General features: G+C 44.2%; 22 protein-coding genes. 12 read left to right on the top strand and 10 right to left on the bottom strand.

Features of this window, described 5'->3' with window-relative positions; genetic code table 11:
* Positions 1-48: 48 nt before the first annotated feature.
* Entirely contained in the window at positions 49-912 is an 864-nt protein-coding gene (locus DX073_RS13745; RefSeq protein WP_115008549.1) for a transporter associated domain-containing protein, read from the bottom strand.
* Between the two features lie 193 nt (positions 913-1,105).
* Between DX073_RS13745 and DX073_RS13740 the strand changes: the two genes are divergently transcribed.
* The gene (locus DX073_RS13740; RefSeq protein WP_115008548.1) at positions 1,106-2,185 is read left to right on the top strand and encodes a hypothetical protein; all 1,080 of its coding nucleotides are present in this window, start codon (positions 1,106-1,108) and stop codon (positions 2,183-2,185) included.
* A 122-nt stretch (positions 2,186-2,307) separates the two neighbouring features.
* On the opposite strand, the gene DX073_RS13735 is transcribed toward DX073_RS13740, so the two are convergent.
* Positions 2,308-2,766 carry a YcgN family cysteine cluster protein gene (locus DX073_RS13735; RefSeq protein ID WP_115008547.1) on the bottom strand — a complete coding sequence of 153 codons (459 nt, stop codon included), beginning with the start codon at positions 2,764-2,766 and terminating at the stop codon, positions 2,308-2,310.
* Between the two features lie 141 nt (positions 2,767-2,907).
* Here DX073_RS13735 and DX073_RS13730 point away from each other — a divergent pair, with 141 nt between their 5' ends.
* The 7 genes from DX073_RS13730 (at position 2,908) to DX073_RS13700 (ending at position 8,240) form a co-directional block, all read left to right on the top strand.
* Positions 2,908-3,831, top strand: coding sequence for a metallophosphoesterase (locus DX073_RS13730; RefSeq protein ID WP_115008546.1), 924 nt, complete (start codon positions 2,908-2,910; stop codon positions 3,829-3,831).
* A gap of 236 nt (positions 3,832-4,067) precedes the next feature.
* Positions 4,068-4,613, top strand: coding sequence for a 5-(carboxyamino)imidazole ribonucleotide mutase (gene purE / locus DX073_RS13725; RefSeq protein WP_115008545.1), 546 nt, complete (start codon positions 4,068-4,070; stop codon positions 4,611-4,613).
* Positions 4,614-4,691: 78 nt separating this feature from the next.
* A complete protein-coding gene (locus DX073_RS13720) occupies positions 4,692-5,855 on the top strand; it encodes a 5-(carboxyamino)imidazole ribonucleotide synthase (RefSeq protein ID WP_115008544.1) in 1,164 nt (387 codons plus the stop codon).
* Between the two features lie 19 nt (positions 5,856-5,874).
* Positions 5,875-6,231, top strand: coding sequence for a type II toxin-antitoxin system RelE/ParE family toxin (locus tag DX073_RS13715; RefSeq protein WP_115008543.1), 357 nt, complete (start codon positions 5,875-5,877; stop codon positions 6,229-6,231).
* Positions 6,231-6,470 carry a hypothetical protein gene (locus DX073_RS13710; RefSeq protein WP_115008542.1) on the top strand — a complete coding sequence of 80 codons (240 nt, stop codon included), beginning with the start codon at positions 6,231-6,233 and terminating at the stop codon, positions 6,468-6,470. Before DX073_RS13715 ends, DX073_RS13710 begins: the two co-directional genes overlap by 1 nt.
* 3 nt (positions 6,471-6,473) lie before the next feature.
* Complete coding sequence (locus DX073_RS13705) at positions 6,474-6,932, top strand: YaiI/YqxD family protein (RefSeq protein WP_115008541.1); 459 nt, start codon at positions 6,474-6,476, stop codon at positions 6,930-6,932.
* A 141-nt stretch (positions 6,933-7,073) separates the two neighbouring features.
* Positions 7,074-8,240 (top strand): AI-2E family transporter, encoded by a 1,167-nt coding sequence (locus DX073_RS13700; RefSeq protein ID WP_115008540.1) that lies wholly within the window; start codon positions 7,074-7,076, stop codon positions 8,238-8,240.
* Between the two features lie 292 nt (positions 8,241-8,532).
* Here DX073_RS13700 and DX073_RS13695 read toward each other — a convergent pair whose 3' ends face one another.
* A complete protein-coding gene (locus tag DX073_RS13695; protein WP_029104055.1) occupies positions 8,533-8,772 on the bottom strand; it encodes a helix-turn-helix domain-containing protein in 240 nt (79 codons plus the stop codon).
* Positions 8,773-8,910: 138 nt separating this feature from the next.
* On the opposite strand from DX073_RS13695, the gene DX073_RS13690 reads away from it, so the two are divergent.
* The 4 genes from DX073_RS13690 to DX073_RS13675 all read left to right on the top strand — a co-directional run bounded on the left by DX073_RS13690 (position 8,911) and on the right by DX073_RS13675 (position 12,668).
* Positions 8,911-9,786, top strand: a complete 876-nt coding sequence (locus tag DX073_RS13690; RefSeq protein ID WP_115008539.1) for a helix-turn-helix transcriptional regulator — start codon at positions 8,911-8,913, stop codon at positions 9,784-9,786.
* Between the two features lie 49 nt (positions 9,787-9,835).
* Positions 9,836-10,705 carry a hypothetical protein gene (locus tag DX073_RS13685; protein ID WP_115008538.1) on the top strand — a complete coding sequence of 290 codons (870 nt, stop codon included), beginning with the start codon at positions 9,836-9,838 and terminating at the stop codon, positions 10,703-10,705.
* Between the two features lie 78 nt (positions 10,706-10,783).
* Positions 10,784-12,418 carry a DNA repair protein gene (locus tag DX073_RS13680; protein WP_115008537.1) on the top strand — a complete coding sequence of 545 codons (1,635 nt, stop codon included), beginning with the start codon at positions 10,784-10,786 and terminating at the stop codon, positions 12,416-12,418.
* On the top strand, positions 12,411-12,668 hold the full coding sequence (locus tag DX073_RS13675) for a YkgJ family cysteine cluster protein (RefSeq protein ID WP_115008536.1): 258 nt from the start codon (positions 12,411-12,413) through the stop codon (positions 12,666-12,668). Before DX073_RS13680 ends, DX073_RS13675 begins: the two co-directional genes overlap by 8 nt.
* Here the strand turns inward: DX073_RS13675 and DX073_RS13670 are convergent, their stop codons facing one another.
* The 7 genes from DX073_RS13670 to DX073_RS13640 form a co-directional block, all read right to left on the bottom strand.
* A complete protein-coding gene (locus tag DX073_RS13670; protein ID WP_115008535.1) occupies positions 12,669-14,174 on the bottom strand; it encodes an anthranilate synthase component I family protein in 1,506 nt (501 codons plus the stop codon).
* Between the two features lie 91 nt (positions 14,175-14,265).
* On the bottom strand, positions 14,266-14,592 hold the full coding sequence (locus DX073_RS13665) for a protein tyrosine phosphatase family protein (RefSeq protein WP_065256738.1): 327 nt from the start codon (positions 14,590-14,592) through the stop codon (positions 14,266-14,268).
* Positions 14,593-15,001: 409 nt separating this feature from the next.
* The gene (locus tag DX073_RS13660; protein WP_115008534.1) at positions 15,002-16,729 is read right to left on the bottom strand and encodes a SulP family inorganic anion transporter; all 1,728 of its coding nucleotides are present in this window, start codon (positions 16,727-16,729) and stop codon (positions 15,002-15,004) included.
* Positions 16,730-16,753: 24 nt separating this feature from the next.
* Complete coding sequence (polA, locus tag DX073_RS13655; RefSeq protein ID WP_115008533.1) at positions 16,754-19,648, bottom strand: DNA polymerase I; 2,895 nt, start codon at positions 19,646-19,648, stop codon at positions 16,754-16,756.
* A 104-nt stretch (positions 19,649-19,752) separates the two neighbouring features.
* Positions 19,753-20,103 carry a hypothetical protein gene (locus tag DX073_RS13650; RefSeq protein WP_115008532.1) on the bottom strand — a complete coding sequence of 117 codons (351 nt, stop codon included), beginning with the start codon at positions 20,101-20,103 and terminating at the stop codon, positions 19,753-19,755.
* A 194-nt stretch (positions 20,104-20,297) separates the two neighbouring features.
* Positions 20,298-20,513, bottom strand: coding sequence for a 30S ribosomal protein S21 (rpsU, locus tag DX073_RS13645; RefSeq protein WP_029104045.1), 216 nt, complete (start codon positions 20,511-20,513; stop codon positions 20,298-20,300).
* Positions 20,514-20,669: 156 nt separating this feature from the next.
* Complete coding sequence (locus tag DX073_RS13640; RefSeq protein ID WP_115008531.1) at positions 20,670-21,581, bottom strand: DUF808 domain-containing protein; 912 nt, start codon at positions 21,579-21,581, stop codon at positions 20,670-20,672.
* Positions 21,582-21,589: the final 8 nt, after the last annotated feature.

The following is a 21,589-nucleotide window of genomic DNA, read 5'->3' as shown; positions in this document are numbered from 1 at the left end:
ACACATTCCCCAACAAAAAGAGCGATTGCTCGCCCTTTTTAACCTTTCTTAATTTTCATCATTTAATTGTGGCACTAAGGTCAGCTCAAGCAGATGAATATACCGCCCTTCTACGTCCACAACCGTGATTTGCCAGTCATTGATAGACACGCTCTGCCCCTCTAAGTTGCTCACCGCCCCCAACGCCTGCATGACCAGACCGCCCATGGTATCCACGTCCGTATCATCAAAGCTCGTCCCCAGCACCTCGTTACAATCGCCGATGAGCGTGGACGCTTGGACGAGCCACACGCCGTCTTTTTCAGGGTGGGTGATAATGTTGTTAATGGTGCTGTCCTCATCGATGTCATCATGCTCATCAACGATGTCGCCGACAATCTCCTCTAACAAATCCTCCAATGTCGCCACGCCCGACACCGAACCGAACTCATCAACCACAACCGCCATATGCACCTGAGCCCGTTGCAGTGAGCGTAGCAGGGTATCCGAGCGTGCCGTTTCCGAGATGTATAGGGGCTTTCGTACTAGGTCTTTGAGCAAAAATGGGGGGTTTTGCCCTGCCGATTTTTGAGCAAGATAGGGAATTAGGTCTTTGACGAGCAAAATACCCAAGACCGCATTATCGTCTGCCTCATCAATGACCGGATAGCGAGAATGATTGGACTCAAAAATGGTGGCAAGCACCGTCTCAATGTCATCACTACTGGTAATGGCTCTCACATCAGGACGTGGGGTCATAATCTCCTTGACCGCCATGGCAGGCAAATCAAGCACGCCCTCAAGCATATCAACCATGTCCGAATCCAAGAACCGCCGAGAGTCTTGGACAAGGTTAAGCAGGTCATCACGGGTTTCGGGGGCGGTAGAGAGCCAACGTTTTAAGCCACGTCGCCAACTGTGGTCATCAGACATGAGCGGTGTATCCTTTTTAAAAATTTATGCCTAATATAGTGGATTTATAAGGGTTATTCAAGGGGTTTTGTGTGCTTTTTTGGCAAAGTCCAAAGCAAAGCCCAAAAAAGTCGGGCAACGCACAGCTTCTTGATACCGATTGCACCATACCAAGATTTTTGCTACATTATCAAAAACCAAAAAAGGACGCCTCATGACCCCAAAAAGCTACCCACTTCGCCCAAAACAAGCCAAAGCATTGTTTTGGAACTTTCCCAAGACTGTTAGTAAGCCAGTCATCTTTTTTATCACACCCATTATTATTATATTTTTCCCCCAAATAACCAAATATAATTATTTTTTGGTAACGGGTGTTTTGTTGATTATTAGTTTGATGATTGATTTTATTGTTGCTTATTTTTTTAAAGATAAAATCAATGGCATACGCCTAATCATTGACGAAACAGGCATTTATACAAACAGTAAGTATTTAAGTAAAATTTTACACTTTAAACCAATCCATTGGCATGACATACAGGCAGTTTCTTATTGTCATGATAAAAGCAAAATCGTAACTGATGCTATTTTTTCAAATAAACCAGCAGAATTAGAAAAATACCCCAATTTTTTGCTAATTCATGGTCATTCAAACGGTGTGGTTGGTGCATTAACCAAAAGATTTGCCATTCATGAGCATATATGGCAAATAGATGATTTTGATGAAGTGATTGCGATATTTAAACAAAAAGGTTTTGATATACAAAATTTTAATGATGACAGTTATGCCAAGGCATTTTTGTCCGAACAGCATGATTTGGGCAAACGCTCGGGGCATTTGGCGTATTCGTCTTTTGGGTTATTTATTGCATTGGGGGTGTTGTTTTATTTTGATAAATTTATCACGCTAGATTTTGGCAATATGGACAACATTTATATGGGAGTGGCGATTGCGGTTTTTGTGCTTGGCGGTTATTATACATACAGCGAAAATAAACGATTGGACGGCACTGTATCGCTCATTATATTTGTGCCAATGGCGACTTTGTTTTTATTTAGTATCATGCTATTTATCTCGCCTATGGTTGGCAAAAAATATGATGTCGATTTTGATTTTAAAGGGGGTAAATGGCAAACCGACTACAAACAAAAACCGCTTTATATCGAATGCCAAAAACACCAAACCAATATCAAATCAGACGGCAAACTTACCATTACCGATACGCTTGGTATGGTAAGGGTGTCTTTTGATGAATTGGATAAAGTATGTATTGGGGGTAGGTTTAGTAAGGGGTGATTTTTATTTATAATGAATTAACCCCAATTTGCAACAATGTTAAATCTTGAAAAATGCTTTTGTAGGGGCGTGCTTTCCACACCCTAAATACAATTATTATAAATTGGCATTTTTATCATTCCCTAAATCTTCACCCACTTTATCACCCGCTCTTCTATCTCTTCATCATCAAACTGTATCTCGGACACACAGCGACCACGCACGCCCACTTTATCCAGTTGTTTGTCATGCCTGTCTTGCCCTGCGATAAGGCGGTGCCAATGTGGTAAGCCCTGCCCCAAGTAGAGCCGTTTGTACGCACAATGGTGGGGTAGCCACATCATCTCCGCTATCATATCAACCGTCAGACGAATGCAGTCAGGCACAAAGCGTTTGCGATTGAGGTAGTCCGAGCAATGTCCTGTGGCGGTATCAAGCAGTTTGCACGCCACGTCCGTGTATTCGGTCTGTCGCACATCATCATCGTCTAGGTATTTGACCAAACAGCACACGCCACAGCCGTCGCACAAGGCTTCCCATTCGTCATCGGTTAGGGCGGATAGGGGATAATTTTGCCAAAAATTGGGGCGTAAATCGGACACGGCATTTTCCAAAAATATTTATTGTAACAAATTTGGAGGTTTTTGGTGGCAAATTTGCCAAAAATTTTTGTTATAATCATCGGTGGATTTTAAAAATTAGTTTTTAACTTTTACAAAAAATCATTAACATAGGATAACTTTATGATTTACGACATCATTGGCGACATTCACGGACACGCCGACAAATTAACAGGACTTCTTGACAAATTGGGCTATGTTCATAACGGCACAAGCCATATCGCCCCACAAGGTCATCAAGCGATTTTTATGGGCGATTTTATTGATAGGGGCAATCAGCAATTAGCCACACTCAAAATCGTTTTTGATATGATTGATAACAATGAGGCTCTTGCCGTCATGGGCAATCACGAATACAACGCCATATGCTACGCTACCCAAAATGACAATGGCAAATATCTGCGTCCGCATACCGAAAATAATAACTTTCAGCACAAAGCCTTTATTGATGAAGTAGGATTTGATAGCCCATTACATCACCATTGGATACAGCGATTTTATGAATTGCCCCTTTGGCTTGAATTTGACGACTGTATTTGTATTCACGCCTGCTATGATAAATATAGCATACAGATATTAACGCCCCTACTTGATAATAATAAATTAACCCCCAATGCCGTACAGCTGACAGGCAAAAGAAACACCAAGCCTTATTATGCCATAGAGCATTTATTAAAAGGCATAGAAAGCCCCCTGCCGACTGGCTTAACCATGACCGACAAAACAGGCATAGTCCGCACGAATGCTCGTGTCAAATGGTGGATAGACGATTGGCAAAATAAATCCATTGACAAAACGCTATTTGCCAATGATTTACCCGAGATTTATCTCAATGATTTGTCCGATGAATTATTGGCATTTAGTGTTACAACCAACAAACCAATATTTATCGGGCATTATTGGCTACATGATAAACCAACCATTTTATCCGATAAAGTCGTGTGTATTGATTATTCGGCAGGCAGGGGCGGACATTTAACCGCTTATCAATTTGACACCAACAATCCGATATTAGATGATGATAATTTTGTGCAATTTGTGGGGTAAATGATTTGGGGGATTTTATTTAAAATTATCCTAATAATTTTAATGGATTTATTTTAAAATACAGACATACAATAATGATTTATTCACCCCAAAATCTATAATTTACTTTAACAATTTTATTTAGATTAACCATACCAAATTTTTTAAAGATTAAATTTCCCCACACCCTTAGCATTCGCCCCAATATTTGCTATAATACCTTTTTTTCAACCATTTTTAGCCATTTAAGGATTATCATGTCAAACGCCCACGCCCCAAACCCTGCCCCCATTTCATCGCCAGACGGCACCCCAAAAGTCGGTATCATCATGGGTTCACAGTCCGATTGGGCGACCATGTGTGAAACAGCACAGATTTTGGCTGAGTTTGGTGTCCCCTTTGAATGCGAAGTGGTCTCCGCCCACCGCACGCCTGACCGTCTGTTTGACTATGCCAAAAGTGCCAAATCTCGTGGGCTAAATGTCATCATCGCAGGAGCAGGTGGGGCGGCTCATCTACCAGGAATGTGTGCTAGCCAGACCGATTTGCCCGTGCTTGGCGTGCCTGTCAAATCCAGTATGTTAAGCGGTTGGGACAGCCTTTTATCCATCGTACAAATGCCCAAAGGCGTGGCGGTGGGAACGCTTGCCATCGGTACGGCAGGGGCGTACAATGCAGGGCTTTTGGCGGTGCAAATGCTTGCCATTTCTGATGACAAATTGGGGCAAAAAGTCTCTGAATTTCGTGCCAAACAAACCCAAAGCATTTTAGACAATCCTGTTCCCGGCATTGTCAATTCATAAATTATCCGTTGTCCATAAGGGCGAATTGCAATTCGCCCCTACAACCCAAAACACCCAAAAGCCAAATTGAGAACCCCTATGCCAAACACCCCCCTCTCCATTGCCAATTTTTATAGCGTCAATCATTCCAAACACCCCATCAAAACCATCGGCATTTTGGGCGGTGGGCAATTAGGCTTAATGCTTGCCCAAAGTGCCTTGCCACTTGGCATTCGCTGTGTGTTCCTAGAAGACGCTCCCAACTGTCCTGCCCGCCTTTTGGGTAAGGTATACAGCACCGAGCAGTTTGATGAATTTGCCAAAGCCTGCGACACTTATACCTTAGAATTTGAAAATACGCCCTTAGACAGTGCCAAAATTTTGGAGCAAACGGTCGGATTATTTCCCCCTGCTCACGCCCTATTTATCGCCCAAGACCGTTTAAATGAAAAGAATTTGTTTAATACGCTCGCCATTGACACCGTGCCATTTTTGGCAGTGGGTACGTTTGATGACTTACAAACAGCTTGCGATAAATTAGGCTTACCCCTTGTTTTAAAAACCACTCGGGGTGGTTATGATGGCAAAGGGCAATTTGTCATTAGAAGTGAAAATGACATTAAGACGGCTTGGGACGAATTAGGCAAGGCTTGTGAAACCGCTCCCTTAATTGCCGAAGGGTTTATCCATTTTAGCCGTGAAGTGTCCATCATCGCCGTCCGCTCGCAAGCTGGCGAAATCCGCTATTATCCTTTGGTGGAAAATGTCCATCACAATGGCATTCTTGCCAAAACGACCGCCCCCGCCCCCAATGTGGACAATTTAACCGAACAAGCCCAAGAAAATATCAAAAAACTTTTGGAGCATTTAAATTATGTCGGTGTTTTGACCTTAGAACTGTTTGTAACCGATGAGGGCCTGATTGCCAACGAAATCGCCCCCCGTGTACATAATTCTGGGCATTGGAGCATTGAGGGGGCGGTATGTAGCCAATTTGAAAACCATATGCGGGCGGTGGCGGGTTTGCCACTTGGCGATACCAGCATTGTTAAGCCGTCAGTTATGCTCAATGTCATTGGTAATTATCCAAAGATTGCTGATATTTTGGCGATTGACGGCGTGCATTATCACGGCTACGACAAAGAAGAGCGACACGGACGCAAAATCGCCCACATTACCGTAATGCCAAGCGATAGCGAGAAACTTACCGAGACGGTAGAAAAGGTGGTGGGGCTGTTGCCGAATAAATTGGGGCTTGCCTAATCTTCAAAGGAATTTTACAATGTGGGAAGTGGAATATACCGATGAATTTGGCGAATGGTGGGCGGGTTTGTCCATAGATGAACAGTCCGCCATTGAACGCTCCGTCAAACTTTTGATGACCAAAGGCGTAAATTTGGGCTATCCGCACAGTAGCGATGTTTATGGCTCGCGCCATAGCCATATGCGAGAATTACGCACACAAATTGGCGGTCACCCTTTTCGCACCTTATACGCCTTTGACCCAAGACGCACGGCAATTTTACTCATTGCAAGCGACAAAACAGGCGACAAACACTGGTACGAAACCCACATTCCGATTGCTGATGATTTGTACGACCAGCATTTAATTGAACTTCAAAATGAAGGATTATTGTAATGGCAAAATCTTTTAAAATCTTACAAGAGCAGTTGCACGACAAATTAAGTCCAGAACAACGAGCAGAAAACGAACGCCAATTTCAAAAAATGTTGGCAGAAATTAACAGCCAAAGCGATTTTGAACCCGACCTTGTGGCGTGGCTTAGAACCCAAAATGACGACATCAAACACTATGTCAATGATATGGTGCGTGGTGTGATGAATGTGCAACAACAAGCCTTAAAGAGTGTCTTATAAACCGTGATTATCTACATAGACGCAGACGCCCTCCCCACCATCGCCAAAGAACTCATCATCAAAACCACCAACCGTACACAGGTGCAAGCGATTTTTGTGGCAAATGCTTATATCAAATTACCGCCATCGCCTTATTTAAAGTCGGTGGTGGTCGCCCAAGGCTTTGACGTGGCGGACACCTACATCACAGACCACGCCCAAGCAGGGGATTTGGTCATCACAAGCGACATTCCCCTTGCCAATGACGTACTACAAAAAGGGGCAAAAGTCTTGACCGCACGGGGCGAGGAATTTACCATAGACAACATCAAGCCCAAACTAAACGCTCGGGACTTTGTGGAAACGCTTCGTGGCACAGGCGTGCTTGACCCACGAGAAATGGGCGGGCAAAAGCCGTATGGGGATAGAGAAAAACAAGCCTTTGCCAACGGACTAAATCGGCTTGTGCGTGCATTACCCTAAGCGATTTTGACGGTTTTCTAAATTATTTTCCCTTAAACTTACGCAACGCAAACACCACAAAATTCCCATGCGTTTTTGTCAAAATTTTGGCATAATATCCCCATTTACAAGCACCTTTTTACGCATTTTTACGCCAAAACTATGATTGAACAATGGAATAAAGAACTCGTCTTACAACGCCTGCTCGCCTTGACTTTGCTTGTTATTTTGATTGTACTGTGCTTTAAAGTGGTGCAATTTTTTATCGTGCCAGCGTTGTGGGCAGGGATTTTGGCGTACGTTACTTTTCCTGTTTATACTTTTTTTCACACCAAAGTCCGCCTAAGCCCCAGCTTTAGTGCGTTTTTGATGACTTTTTGTATCTCGCTCATGATTGGCATTCCACTGATTGTGGGCGTGTTTTATTTGCAACATGAAGTGGTGAGTTTTGTTGGTACGGCAATTCGCCGTCTGCAAGCAGGTTATTTGGATTTACCCAGTCAAATCAAGGACTTACCTGTCATCGGGCAGACGATTAAGGACACGCTTTGGGAGATTAACAAAAACCCTGAAGCGACCATGGAGACGGTGCGAACGTGGGTGCAGTCGCATTTGTATTATGGCAAAATGGCGTTTGATGCGGTGCTAAAAAACCTTGCCAAACTCGGCATGGCTCTGATGACCCTGTTTTTCTTTTATCGGGACGGCAAAAGTCTGATTCGCCAAATCCGCCAAGCCATGAAAAACATCATCGGCGACCGCATTGACGACTACATCGACTCGGTGGGGGCGACCACGCAAGCGGTGGTGTATGGCATTGGATTGACCGCTTTGGCTCAGGCGATTTTGGCAGGAGTGGGCTATGCTTTTGCCAGCGCCCCAAACCCCATTTTGCTCACACTTCTTACCTTTGTCGTGGCACTTATCCCCTTTGGCACGCCCTTTGCGTGGGGCGGTGTGGCGGTGTGGCTACTCTCACAAGGGCATACGGCAGAAGGTATTGGGCTTGCCCTGTGGGGGACGCTTGTCATCAGTTGGGTGGATAATCTCATTCGTCCGATTGTGATTAGTGGGGCGACCAAAATTCCCTTTATCATCATCTTTATCGGCGTGCTTGGGGGCTTGACGGCATTTGGTTTTGTGGGGCTATTCATCGGGCCTGTGGTGTTGGCGATTGGGCTTGCGGTGTGGCGTGAGTGGATAAGTCAGCACAAAAATGAGATTTTCGCCCCCAAAGACAGCATTGTCCCCGTAGCGGACGGCAAAGCCTTACTTGCCGATACCCCAACACCAAAACCTGTCTTGGATACGGAGAAATTGGAAAATTAGGTAAATTAAACTTCCTAAAAAACTAGGTTTTCCGTTTGCCCTGAGCTATGCCTGCGGGTCGAAAAACCGTTATGGGCAGGCATAGCTCACCACGAACGGTTTTCTTTGTAGCATACTTTTGAACCAGAGCCAGTTTTAGATATATAGACCGACTATTTTTGCACATCTATGCCAAAAAGCATTTATTAACCATACCCCAAAATCCAGATGTTTTTGGGGATTTTATACCCAAAAATACAGCACAAATCACACATCTGCCATCAATATGGACACAACCTGTCCATGTCATGACTTATTCTGTCTGCAACACTAGGTCAAGCCCCACCTTTGGGTCAATACCTAGTGCTTGGCAATACTGGATAAATTCCACCACATCAAGACGGCGGTCGCCATTCTCCACCCGCTGGACGAACGAATGCGGGCGGTCAAGTCGCTCGGCAAGCGTCCGCATGGGTAAGTTTTGGGCGGTGCGTGCGTCATACAGCCACGCTCGCAAGGCTATCATCTGGGTGGTGTGAATACTTCTGGTCATCACCATGAACTTATGAAAAATAATAGACCTATTTACACCATATTGACGAATTTACCCAAAATAGGTACAATACATTTATTCGCTCATTGCTCTTGGCATAAAGTGATAACGCACCACAAGGAATTTATTTGACAACTTATGAGCAACAAGCACGAACGACTGGCGGACAGATTTGCCGACATCTTTATCCGCCTAAACAGCAACGAGACGCTGAACACCAAAGCACTGGCGGACGAATATGGCGTGTGCGACAAAACCATTCGCCGTGATTTGGCTCGCATGGAGTGCTATCTGCCGTTGGTGCGTGAACGTGGGGCTGTGTATTTGGACAATACTCGGCGGTTTGATTTAACCCACAAAGAATTTGGCGAACTGATTAAACTCATCGGCATTCATCATTTGTTGCCAAATATGGATATTGGTTTTTTAAGGGAGCTAATTAAACAAAAGTCGGACAGCTCATATCATATTCATCATTATACCTATGAAAACAGTCAAGCATTTGATGAAATGATGAAGCAGTTAGACAGTGCTATCAATAATCGCCAAATCATACACTGCCGTTATGATAATAAAGAACGCACCATTTATCCTTACAAACTGATTTTTAAAGAAGGATTTTGGTATTTGGTGGGTGTGGAAAATGACCAACTAAAAAGTTATCGGTTAAGCAAAATTAATGATTTGATTATCAATAAAGAATACTTTGATAGCAATGATAAAATTGACACACTCATCAATAATAATGATAGCATTTGGCTAGGACAAAAAGAAATAACCGTTCTTATCAATGTCAGCTCAAAGGTCATTTCATATTTTAAACAAAGACAGATTTTACCCAAACAGTCCATTATCGCCAAGCAAGCCAATGGCGACTGGCTTATACAAAGCACAGTTTGGCATTATGATGAATTATCGCCCATTATACGGTGTTGGATACCACATTTGACCATTATCGAGCCAAAAGAATGGCAGGATAGGTTGGAGGGTGAATTGAGGTCTTATTTAGATTAGAATTTATTTTAACCCCGCTGAATATCAGCATTTTTAAAGGAGTAAAGTTATGCCCTTACCAATTATTGTAGCTGGTGTTGCTGGTGTGGTTGTTAGTGCCGCCACGACTAAAAAAACCTATGATGCCTACCAAGACAGCAAAAAATCTAGAAATATTACAAGAATGGCACAGGCAGAATATGAAAAGACCAAGCTAAGCCTAGAAAACGCCCAGAAGCTCGCTGAACAGAAACTCGCTGATTTAGACAAACTTTATTTTAAAATCGGACAAGACTTTCATGAATTTAGGGAGGTTTCCGAGGCTCTAATTGACAAATTGAATCAGGGGAGCCAAAAACATATAGAGATAAAACATCCAAAAAAGATTGAAATGGAAAAGATTGAGAATATTTCCATGAACTCCGCTGCTTACTTAGGCGGGGTGATGATTTTTGGATTATGGGGAACTTGGATTTTTTCCAATCATGCCAAAGACAATCTACAAAAAGCAAAATCCATTCAGTCCAATGTTGCACAATTTACTAAAAATGCCAACGTAACTCGTACTTATTTAAAAGACTTATCTAACTATCTTGAAGTTATTATAATTAACATCAACGATCTGCATGAGAAATTTAAAGACTACTTGGATATTTTAAAACAAACATCTTCTTTGGTAAAAACCAATCAAGTGAAAATAATAGAACATAAAACAGAGCTTCATCGCAAAATTGAAAATGGTTATGCCCTGGCTGCAATACTAACAGATGTTATGACCACACCCATATTTAAGATTGAAACAAGCAACGGCAAGCCTGTTTATAATGAAGATGGCACTCCTATGTTCCAACAGGAAGCTGGGGGTCATGCTCTAAATGACAAGCAGATGCAAGAAGTTATGGATCAAGCAGCCTTAGATAGTAAGGCATACACATCATAAAAAAACTCAAAACCCGTTGCTCATCGGTCATTTTAATCACATTAAAGTGACCGATGACATCTTATTTGGCAGGTAACAATGACAACAACAGCAAAATTTGATTGGACAGGCGAGCTTAACAAAACCGTTACTCATAGCCTTGTAACCACTTTTGGTTTGGATTTTTTATTATTTGAAGATAAAAAAGGCGGTGATGTAGATACCATTCACAATGCCCGTCAAGGCATATGGGCAACTGATGAAGCTCGTTCTGCCTATGAAAATCGTGGCGATTACAATTCACACGCTTATCATTCGCATGAAAATTATATCAACAAAGGCAGAGAAGATAAGCAAAAATACCAATCGGGCAAATTGCATGATGCCTACCGTAACACCACAATGAAACACGGCGAGAAACGTCATTTAGACCATATTATCTCCGCCAAAGAAATTCATGATGATGCAGGTAGAGTTTTGGCAGGATTGGACGGCTCAGAACTTGCCAATCAAAATAGTAACTTTCAATCCACCTATGACAAAATCAATATTGCCAAAAAGCAACATTCTACCGAAAAATTTTTGAATGAAGTTTTGCCAAAAAGTATTAATAATTATGAAGCCAAAATTAAAAACTACGAGCAACAACTGGCAGAACTTCCAAAAGATGCTCACGGTCAAGATGTTTTGGATTTAAAACAGAATTTACGCCAAGCCAAGGAAGATTTGGAGGCTTTGCAAAATATTGATAAAGAAGCCATGATTGAAACTGACAAAAAAGCACGGGGTGAATACAATCATGAAATTGGTATGGCTTATTACACCAGCAGTAAATTTTTTAAAAACACAGGGAAAGCTGCTGCCAGTCAGGGATTTCGCATGGGCGTAAGGCAAGCCGTTGGTCTGTTATTGGCGGAGATTTGGTTTGAATTAAAAGAGGCTCTGCCAAATCTTTTAAGGAAATGTCAAATAAATTTTAGCCTTGAAATGTTTTGGAGGGAACTAAAAAATACCTTAAACAATATTTTTGAAAGGGTAAAATTAAGATTTAAAGATGTACTAAACACCTTTAAAGACAGCTTTATTGCTGGGGTTTTGTCTAGCATTACCAACACCATTTTAAATATTTTCTTAACCAGTACCAAATTAATGGGGAAACTTATTCGTGAATCTTGGAATAACTTGGTACAAGTCATCAAACTGCTGGTATTAAACCCCCAAAAGTTGGCATTTGGCGATTTGATGAGAGAGATTACCCGACTTATTTTTGCAAGCGTTTCTACCATATTGGGCGTGATGCTCAATCAGCATTTGGCGACAGTCTTAACCATGCCTTTTGGCACGGAGATTGCCGCTTTTGTTAGTGCATTATTTACAGGTCTTTTGATGGTTGGCACTGCTTATTTTATTGATTACAGTCCTATCATGAAAAAAGTGTGGGAGTTTTTAAACAGTCTTAAAAATAAGTATGATGTCTTTTTGGACCATATGAAAGAGATTAATGCTGAGCTAAATGCTTATGTTACCAATCTTGCCAAAATAGAGTTTAATCTCAACCCCCAAGAGTTAAGAGATTTATCTAATGCTCTTAGCCATGCCAGCAATGAAACCCAAAAAGGACAAGTCTTACAAGCCGAAATAGACAGGCGTGGCATAGAATTACCCTATGAAATGGGAAATAGTGCCAGTACCATGTCATGGCTACAAAGCAAAGCCAAAAAGCTCCATGGATAATCTTACGCCTTTTCCATGCACATCCTGTGGCAAATGCTGTCGCCGTGTCAATCTGAGTGAACATACTGCTTATTTAGACCGTGGCGATGGTGTTTGTCGGCATTTTAATGATGACACCAACCTATGTTTGATTTATGATGAACGTCCACTTATTTGTCAGGTAGAGAATTATTATAAAAAGCATTTAGCCGAACACATCGCTTGGGACGATTTTGTTCGGCTAAACTTAGAAATCTGCGAAAAGCTGTGATTAAACCAAAAGCCCCCCACACGCCATTTCCACCGCCTTGACAATCGCCAACGCTTTTTTGTTGGTTTCGTCCCACTCCGCCACGGGGTCTGAGTCCGCCACCACGCCTGCCCCTGCTTGGATATGGACTTGTCCGTCTTTTAGCACAGCAGTACGAATAGCAATGGCGGTATCCATGTTGCCCGCCCAGCCCAGATAGCCCACCGCTCCGCCAAACACGCTACGGCGAACAGGCTCAACCTCATCGATGATTTGCATGGCTCGGATTTTGGGAGCTCCCGACAGCGTGCCTGCTGGGAAAGTCGCACAGAACACGTCCAGAGCGTCCTTATCAGCCGACACCACGCCTTCTACATTGCTTGCGATGTGCATGACTTGCGAGTAGCGTTCAATAAACATCTTATCGGTTACCTTGACCGTGCCAATGTCGCACACCTTGCCGATGTCATTACGCCCTAAGTCAATGAGCATCAGGTGTTCAGCGATTTCTTTTTGGTCGGAGAGTAGCTCGGCTTCTAGCGCTAAATCTTCTGCCATGTCCACGCCACGACGGCGAGTCCCTGCCAATGGTCGCACGGTAACTTTACGCTCATCGCCCACCGTCTCAATGCGAGAGAGAATCTCAGGCGACGCCCCCACGATATGAAACGGTTCATCATTGGCAAGCTCACCTTGGATAAGAAACAGATACGGAGACGGATTTAGGTATCTTAATGCCCGATACACCGCGAGCGGGTCGCCACTGTACTCGCCTGATAGGCGTTGGGCAGGGACAACTTGCATGACGTCCCCCGCCTTGATGTATTCCTTAATGCGGTTTACGTCCGTGCAGAATTTGTTTTGCCCTGTTTGTGAGACAAAATGCGGTAAGGGCTGTTTTTTGACGGTCAAATCAGGCTTGTGCGACAGCAAATTCTCAATAATATCAAGCTGTTTGACCGCCTTTTTGTAGCCGTCTTTGGCGTGCGTGTCGGCATAGACCACGATAGATAGGGTATGCTCTAGGTTGTCAAACACTACCACAGACGATGATAGGGTAAGCCACATATCAGGCAAAGCCAAAGGATTGGGCGAGTTTGACACGCCAACAGACGGCTCAATCACTCGTATCATGTCATAGCCAAAATAACCCACGAGTCCGCCACTAAATGCAGGTAGGTCGGGCATGACATCTTGGCTTGGGGTTTTGTACTCCGCCATAAAGGTGCGGATAAAATCAAATGGGTTGGTGTCGTGCGTGGTCGTCTCGTCCTTGCGTGTGTCCTTTATCACCACCTTGTCGTCATGATACTGGATAATAATGTCCGAACCCAGCCCAATCATAGAATATCTCGCCCAGCGTTCGCCCCCCACCACCGACTCAAACAAATAAGCGGACGCAAAAAATTTACGCAAATTGGCAAACACCGACACAGGCGTGGCATCGTCCATTAAGCGTTTTTTGATAAGCGGAATGTGAGTGTAGCCTTGTTCGGCAAGGGCGTGGAAGTCGGATAAAGATAGCATGACAAGTCCTAAAAAAATTTTTATTATTATAACCCAAAATGCGTGGCAAAAGACAATAAAAACCGCCTAAGCTCTCACTTGGCGGTCATCATCAAATCAGCCCACTCACCACAGCCGACTGATACAAACGTTTGGCACGGCTACCCGTCCCACAAAACACCATGACCGGCTTGGGTAAATCAGACAACAGATGAGCAAATGCCGTCACCGTCTCCAAATGCAAACTCTCGCCATCCACAGGCAGATGACGATAGGACAGTCCAACCTGCTCGGCACTTTGGCACAGCTCGGCAGTCTTGGGCTGACCTGCCATCTCATCATCAAAACGCAAATTTATCAAACTCTTAAAACCCAGCTCGGACAAGGCTTGGCATTGACAAGGGTGGATTTGTTTATACAATGTGATGTTCGTGTGCATGTGATTCCCCATACTTGGTGATTTATCGTGGAACTTATCTTACCCAAAAACAGACGGGCATTCAATGCTATTTTGACATAAGCTTATGAAAAAATTTTAAAATTTGGGATGCTTTTAAAAATTTTGGAATAAGGGATGTAAAATTGATTAAAATTTAATCAGACTATTTTTCAATTTTTCAATTTTTCAATTTTTCAATTTTTCAATTTTTCAATTTTTCAATTTTTCAATTTTTCAATTTTTCAATTTTTCAATTTTTCAATTTTTCAATTTTTCAATTTTTCAATTTTTCAATTTTTCAATTTTTCAATTTTTCAATTTTTCAATTTTTCAATTTTTCAATTTTTCAATTTTTCAATTTTTCAATTTTTCAATTTTTCAATTGATTATCAGCGGATTTGGCAGGCTGTCAAGTATTTTTTAAGGTGTTTACCGCCATACCTGTACTTAAAAACACTTGACCGCTTAGTGCTGTGATGACAGGGGTGTGCATGAGAGCGTCCATGACGGGCCCTTTGATTTCGGTAAAGTGTAATTGCTTGTCATCCATGATGAGTGTACGGTTAAAGTCGGCAAGCATTTCTTGGGCGGACAAATCCACGTGATTGACCGCCGTCATGATGACGACGATGTGGCGAGCGGTAGGATACTCACGGCAGATGTCATCTAGGGCGGTGCGGACGGTGGCGACATTGCCAAAATACAGGCTCTCATCAATGCGAATGAGTATCATGTTATCAAAGGTCTGTACGTCATGGCGATGGATGTTCCGAAAATGCTCGCTACCCTCAACCTGCCCCACGACCGCCATATGTACACGGTGCGAGCAGTAGATGATGAGTGCAAAGCTGACCAGTAGCCCTGTGATAAGCCCGATGTTCAGCCCAAAGCCCACGCACGCCACAAAAGTCATGGCAAGGGTTAAGGCTTCGCTTTTGTCTTGGGCGTGGGCAACCCTAAAACTTGCCACATCAATCATGGCAATGGCGGACGTGATGATGACGGCAGAGAGTACCGCATAGGGTAGCCCCGTGATGAATTGCCCCAAAAATAACGCAATAATCAGCACGCCTATGGCACAGACCATGGACGATAGGGGCGTATTCGCTCCGAGTGCGACATTCATGCTGGTGCGAGAGATACCGCCTGAGACGGCAAATCCGCCAAAGAGCGAACTTGCGATGTTGGCAAGCCCCAGCCCTTTTAACTCATGGTTGGGAGCAAATGGCTCATGGCGAATGCGTGCCAAATTGCCCGCCACACTGGCACTGGATATAAAGGCGATGAGTGCGATAAGCAGAGCAGACGGCAGTAGCGTGATGATGATGTCTAGGCTAACCACAGGCAAGGCAGGCAGGGGCAGATGTGTCGGCAAAGGGGCAAGCGTGGCAATGCCGAGATTGGCAAAATCATACTGCCGAGCGATGATGATACTGATGCCGACGAGTACCACGATAAAAAAACGGGCGATGTGAGCATGGGCGGACTTAGGCAGTAGGCGATACAGCACGCCGTGCATGAGTGTGGGGCGGTAGCGGTTCATGAAGAGTAGCCCCAACGCCCCCAGTCCCAACATGGCGGTGGGTGCATGAAACAGTCGCTCCTGCCCTGCCATCTTGCCCATCATGTCAATGAGTCCATCGCCTGCCAAGGGCGTGCCGATGAGATGTTTTAACTGCCCCAAGATAATCAGCACAGACGCCCCACTGATAAAGCCACCTGCCACGCCACGACTGACAAACTGCATAATCCAGCCCAAACGTATCACATGGGCGAGCATGAGTAGCACCCCAACCATCAAGGCAAGCGTTACCGCCATCGCCTGATACTGCAAGCTCCCCAACGCATAGGACGACAACGCCCCTGATGTCATGATGGCGGTAATGGCAACAGGCCCGACGGCATTGACCGAGCTTGAACCAACATAGGCATAGACCATCGTTGGCACGATGGCACTGTATAGCCCCATGATAGGCGGCAGCCCTGCCAGCAGTGCATAGCCCAGACTTTGGGGAATGACCAGCACCGCCATCATCAGCCCTGTACTAAGCTCAGGCAAGGCACGCTTTGGCTCTGCCAATAAGGGGGCAAGCCATGTGGGGATTATGTTAAAAGCAGGTCGTTTGGTGAATGCCATGTCGGTACTTGTCTGTTATCTTGTTTAGTGAGCCTTCTCCCAATTCTCCCCCACACCAATCTCCACAACAAGTGGCACGGCAAATTCCACGTCCCAACCTAAGCTTTTGGCGGTGTCGGTCAGCACGTTTTGCATGGCGGTTTTGATAAGTTCGCCTATCTCGTCTGCTTTGTCGCTATCCACTTCAAACACCAATTCATCATGCACTTGGAGTAAAAGTTTGGCATGGTCTTTGGGCAGGACTTTATCCACAGCTATCATGGCAAGTTTGATGATTTCAGCAGCAGAGCCTTGTAGTGGGGCGTTAATGCTTGCCCGCTCCGCCCCTTGTCTTATCATGGCGTTTGATGAATTGATGTCGGGGGCGTAGAGCTTTCGTCCTAAAATGGTAGTAACATAACCTGTTGATTTGGCGTAACTTTTGGTATTTTCCATGTAGTCATGTATGGCAGGATAACGGGCAAAATACCGCTTGATGTAGTCCTTTGCCACGCCATTTTCTACGCCCAATTGTTTGGCAAGCCCAAACACGCCCATGCCGTATAGCAGCCCAAAATTCACCGCCTTTGCCGAACGTCTCTCGTTTGGCGTTACGTCTGATAGCTCCTTACCCATAATCTCGGCAGCGGTGGCGGTGTGAATGTCTAGGTTGTTTTTAAAGGCGTTAATCAAACTCTCATCGCCGCTAAAATGAGCCATGAGCCTCAGCTCAATCTGCGAATAATCCGCTGCCATAATCACACGCCCTGTCGGTGCGATAAAGGCTTCACGAATGAGTCGCCCTGTGTCGGTGCGAATGGGGATATTTTGTAGGTTGGGGTCTGATGACGACAGTCGCCCCGTACTCGTCAAGGCTTGGTGGTAGCTGGTATGCACTCGCCCTTGTTTGTCGGCGACTTTGGCAAGAGCGTCCGTGTAGGTGCTTTTGAGCTTGGACAGACTTCTATGTTCTAGCACCACATCCACAAGCGGGTGGTCAATCTTGGCAAGCACTGCTTCGGACGTGGAATATTGTCCTGTTTTGGTTTTTTTACCGCCTGCTATGCCTAACTTGTCAAACAAAATCTCGCCAAGCTGTTTGGGGCTTGCCACGTTAAAGCTCTCGCCTGCCAGCTCAAACGCCTTTTGTTCTAATTGACTGATTTGATTGTCAAAAGCAAGCGACAATTTACCCAAAAATTCGGTCTTTATCAAAATGCCGTCATGCTCCATTTGGGCTAAGATTTGGGCGGTGGGGATTTCTACTTTGTGCAAAAGGCTATTGGCATTGGTATCTTTTTGCAAATAGTCATCAAACACACTAAACAAGCGATACGTAATGTCCGCATCTTCGCACGCATAATCGCTTGCCTTATCCATGTCCACTTTATCAAAGCTAAGCTGTTTTGCCCCTTTACCTGCCACGTCTTCAAAGGTGGTGGTATTTACGCCCAGATAGTGCCGTGCCAAATCGTCCATGTTATGCCGTGTCGCCACGCCATTGATGACATAGCTCGCCAGCATCGTATCCATATGCCAATTATTTAGCTCAATGCCATATTTTTTAAAAACATGACTGTCGTATTTAATGTGCTGTCCGATTTTGCCGATACGCTGATTTTGTAAAATGGGTTTTAATTCAGTTAAAACAAAGTCCCTATCTAATTGATTATCAAGCAAAATATCAAAATCGCCCGTATGCCCGACAGGGATATAATAGCCTTCATAATTAGCGGTGGCGACAGATACCCCAACCAACTCTGCCTTTTGCCAATCAATGCTAGTCGTTTCGGTATCAATGGCAAAATAAGGCACGCTCTTTAATTTATCAATAAGCTTATGAAATTCATCAAGGCTATTTATGGTTTTATAAGTACCTTGTTTAATGGGTAAGGGTTTAACGGTTAATTCATCGCTGTTATCGGCTAAATTATCATTAAAAGGATTGTTTAATTCATTATCGGCATTATCATTATTAAATAAATCATCAGTAACAGGCAACTCCGCCATTTTTAATAATGCCAACTGCTCTGCCATTTCTTTTTTAAATTCTAATGTCTTAAATAATTCATATAACGCTTTGGCACGTTTTATTTGTGTCTCTTTGTCATTATCTAATTTTAATTCGTCAAATGAAATGGGCAGTTCTAGATTGGTAACAATCGTGGCAAGGGTGCGATTTAGGGGGATTTCGCCCTGATGTTCGTATATTTTTTGCCCGACCATGCCTTTGATATTGGCAAGATTTGCCAAAATGCCGTCAATGTCGCCATATTCGGTCAAGAGCTTACTTGCCGTCTTCGCCCCAACTTTTGGGATACCTGCAATGCCGTCCGATGAGTCGCCCATGAGCGTGAGATAATCGGCGATTTGGGTGTTGTGTACGCCAAATTTGTCAAATACGTCCTGTACGTCCGTGATCTTGTCCTTAAAGCTGTCTTCTAAAATCACACAGTCATTAACCAGCTGTGCCATGTCCTTGTCGCCTGTGGAGATGACCACGGGGTAGCCCTGCATACAGGCGTTACGGGCAAGCGTGCCAATGATGTCGTCCGCTTCAAAACCGTCAATTTTGATGAGGGAAATGCCCAATTTTTCAATCAAGTCATGAATATAAGGAATCTGTACTCGCAAATCATCATCCATAGGAGGGCGGTGGGCTTTGTAAGCGTCCGATAATTCGTGGCGAAAAGTGGGGGCTTTGGTGTCAAAAGCGACAGCCATGTGGGTGGGCTTGTATTTTTTGATGAGCTTGCCCAAGGCATTTAGCACGCCACGAGTGGCATTGGTGGGCAAGCCGTCTTGGTTGGATAAGGGGGGCATGCCGTGAAAACAGCGAAACAGATAATACGAGCCGTCCACCAGAATGACGGGCGGGCGGTCTTTGTCAATGGCGGACGTGTCAAAAGTGGCAAGGTTGGGGATGTCGGTGTAGGTCATGATGTGATTTTTGTAAAAATTTGGGGTATTATACCTAAAATTACCCCTGATTGGAAAATTTCCCCATAAAAAAAGCCCTGATAATCAGGGCTTAGATTTACCGCTTAATTATATTGGGTGCATTCAACATCTTCATCACGGCAAAACATTTCATGGTGCTTGGCTTGGCACTGCTTTAAGACATCAAGGCGAGCCTTGCCACGGCTGGTATTTTCAGAACGGTAGGTGTCAGTAAACGCTTTGACCTTGCAGACATGAACACTGCTATTTTCTTTGACAGGCTCGGGATTTTCTTTGACAAGCACAGGCACTCCAACCGATACAGGTACAGATACGGGTACGCTCACAGGTACAGGTACAATGACCGCCCCCGTATGAGTGGCATCAATGGGTGTCACGCAAGCAGATAATGATAAAGCTAATAAAATAACAGCAGAGGAGAAAAAAGTTTTCATGATAATCTCATTAGAAAAATAAAATATAGGAATTAAGCAAATTAAAGATGATTATTATACAAAGTACAACTGTCGTTAATTTAATTAAGATGTAACAAATTGTAAAATTTTCTATTCTATAACCATAAGCCCTTCCCAATTTTTCCAAAAAGAAAAGCGCCCAAATATGAGTGCTTTTCGTGGCGAAATACCGATTAGTATTTACGCACGGTGCGTGCTTGTTCACGCCATACTTTTTTCTTATAACGCTTGACCGCAGCGGCTTTTTTACGCTTACGCTCTTGGGTTGGTTTTTCGTAAAATTCTTTTTTACGTACGTCAGCCAGAACGCCTGCTTTTTCGCAAGCACGTTTGAAGCGACGAATCGCAATATCAACAGGTTCGTTTTCTTTGACCTTTACTAAGGGCATGGTTTACTCCGATTATCAAGACAACTAAGACATCAATTTGGCTGTATATTATAATTAGCTGGTACGGTCTTGGCGTAGGCATCAGCTCAAATTGGAACAAGGTGTTTTTTACAAAACCTGCCGATTATAGCAGATATTAACCACAAAAACAAGCCGTTATGCCCCAGATTTTATCTTTTTAAACATCACCACCACCGCCACAACCAGACAGCCTGCGATAAAACCCACCACGCCATTATAAATGGTCTCGGTCAGACCGCCAAACATGCCCGACAAGTGCGACAAATGCTCAGCTTGATGATGTAGCATGTCCACGCCATGCACCAAAATCCCACCACCAACCAAGAACATGGCAAGCGTACCTGCGATAGATAGGAATTTCATGAGTTTGGGGGCAAAGGCAAGGAGCAGGTTACCCATTTTTTGTTTGGTGGGGTCAGACTGTGCCGCCCAATGCATACCCACATCATCCATTTTGACAATCATCGCCACCAGTCCGTACACCCCCACTGTCATCAAAATGGCAATGGCAGATAGTGCTAAGGCTTTGGTCATAAAGGTCGTCGCCGTCATCACCCCAAGCGAGATAACCACAATCTCTGCCGACAAAATAAAGTCGGTGCGAATCGCTCCTTTGATTTTGTCTTGCTCTAATACCACCAAATCTTCATCGTTGGCGTTGGCTTCTAGGCGTGCCTGATGAGCGTCTTCATCATCTAAGTCATGGGGCAAGAGTTTGGGGGCAAATTTATGAATGACCTTCTCCGAGCCTTCATAGCACAAAAATAGTCCGCCAATCATAAGTAAAGGCGTAATTAGCCACGCCGCCACCGCACTGATGGCGAGGGCTGCCGGCACAAGGATACATTTATTGATAAATGACCCCTTTGCTACCGCCCACACCACCGCAAGCTCACGGTCGGCACGCACGCCTGTTACTTGTTGGGCGTTTAATGCCAAGTCATCGCCCAGCACACCTGCCGTCTTTTTGGCGGCGACTTTGGTCAGCACCGAGACATCATCTAGCACCGTTGCGATATCATCTAATAGAATAAGTAAACTTGCCATGATTGCCC

This window comes from Moraxella lacunata (genome assembly GCF_900453205.1).
Classification (GTDB): domain Bacteria; phylum Pseudomonadota; class Gammaproteobacteria; order Pseudomonadales; family Moraxellaceae; genus Moraxella; species Moraxella lacunata_B.
The sequence above is the reverse complement of the archived record's forward strand: the minus strand, read 5'-3'. Positions and strand labels throughout refer to the sequence as shown.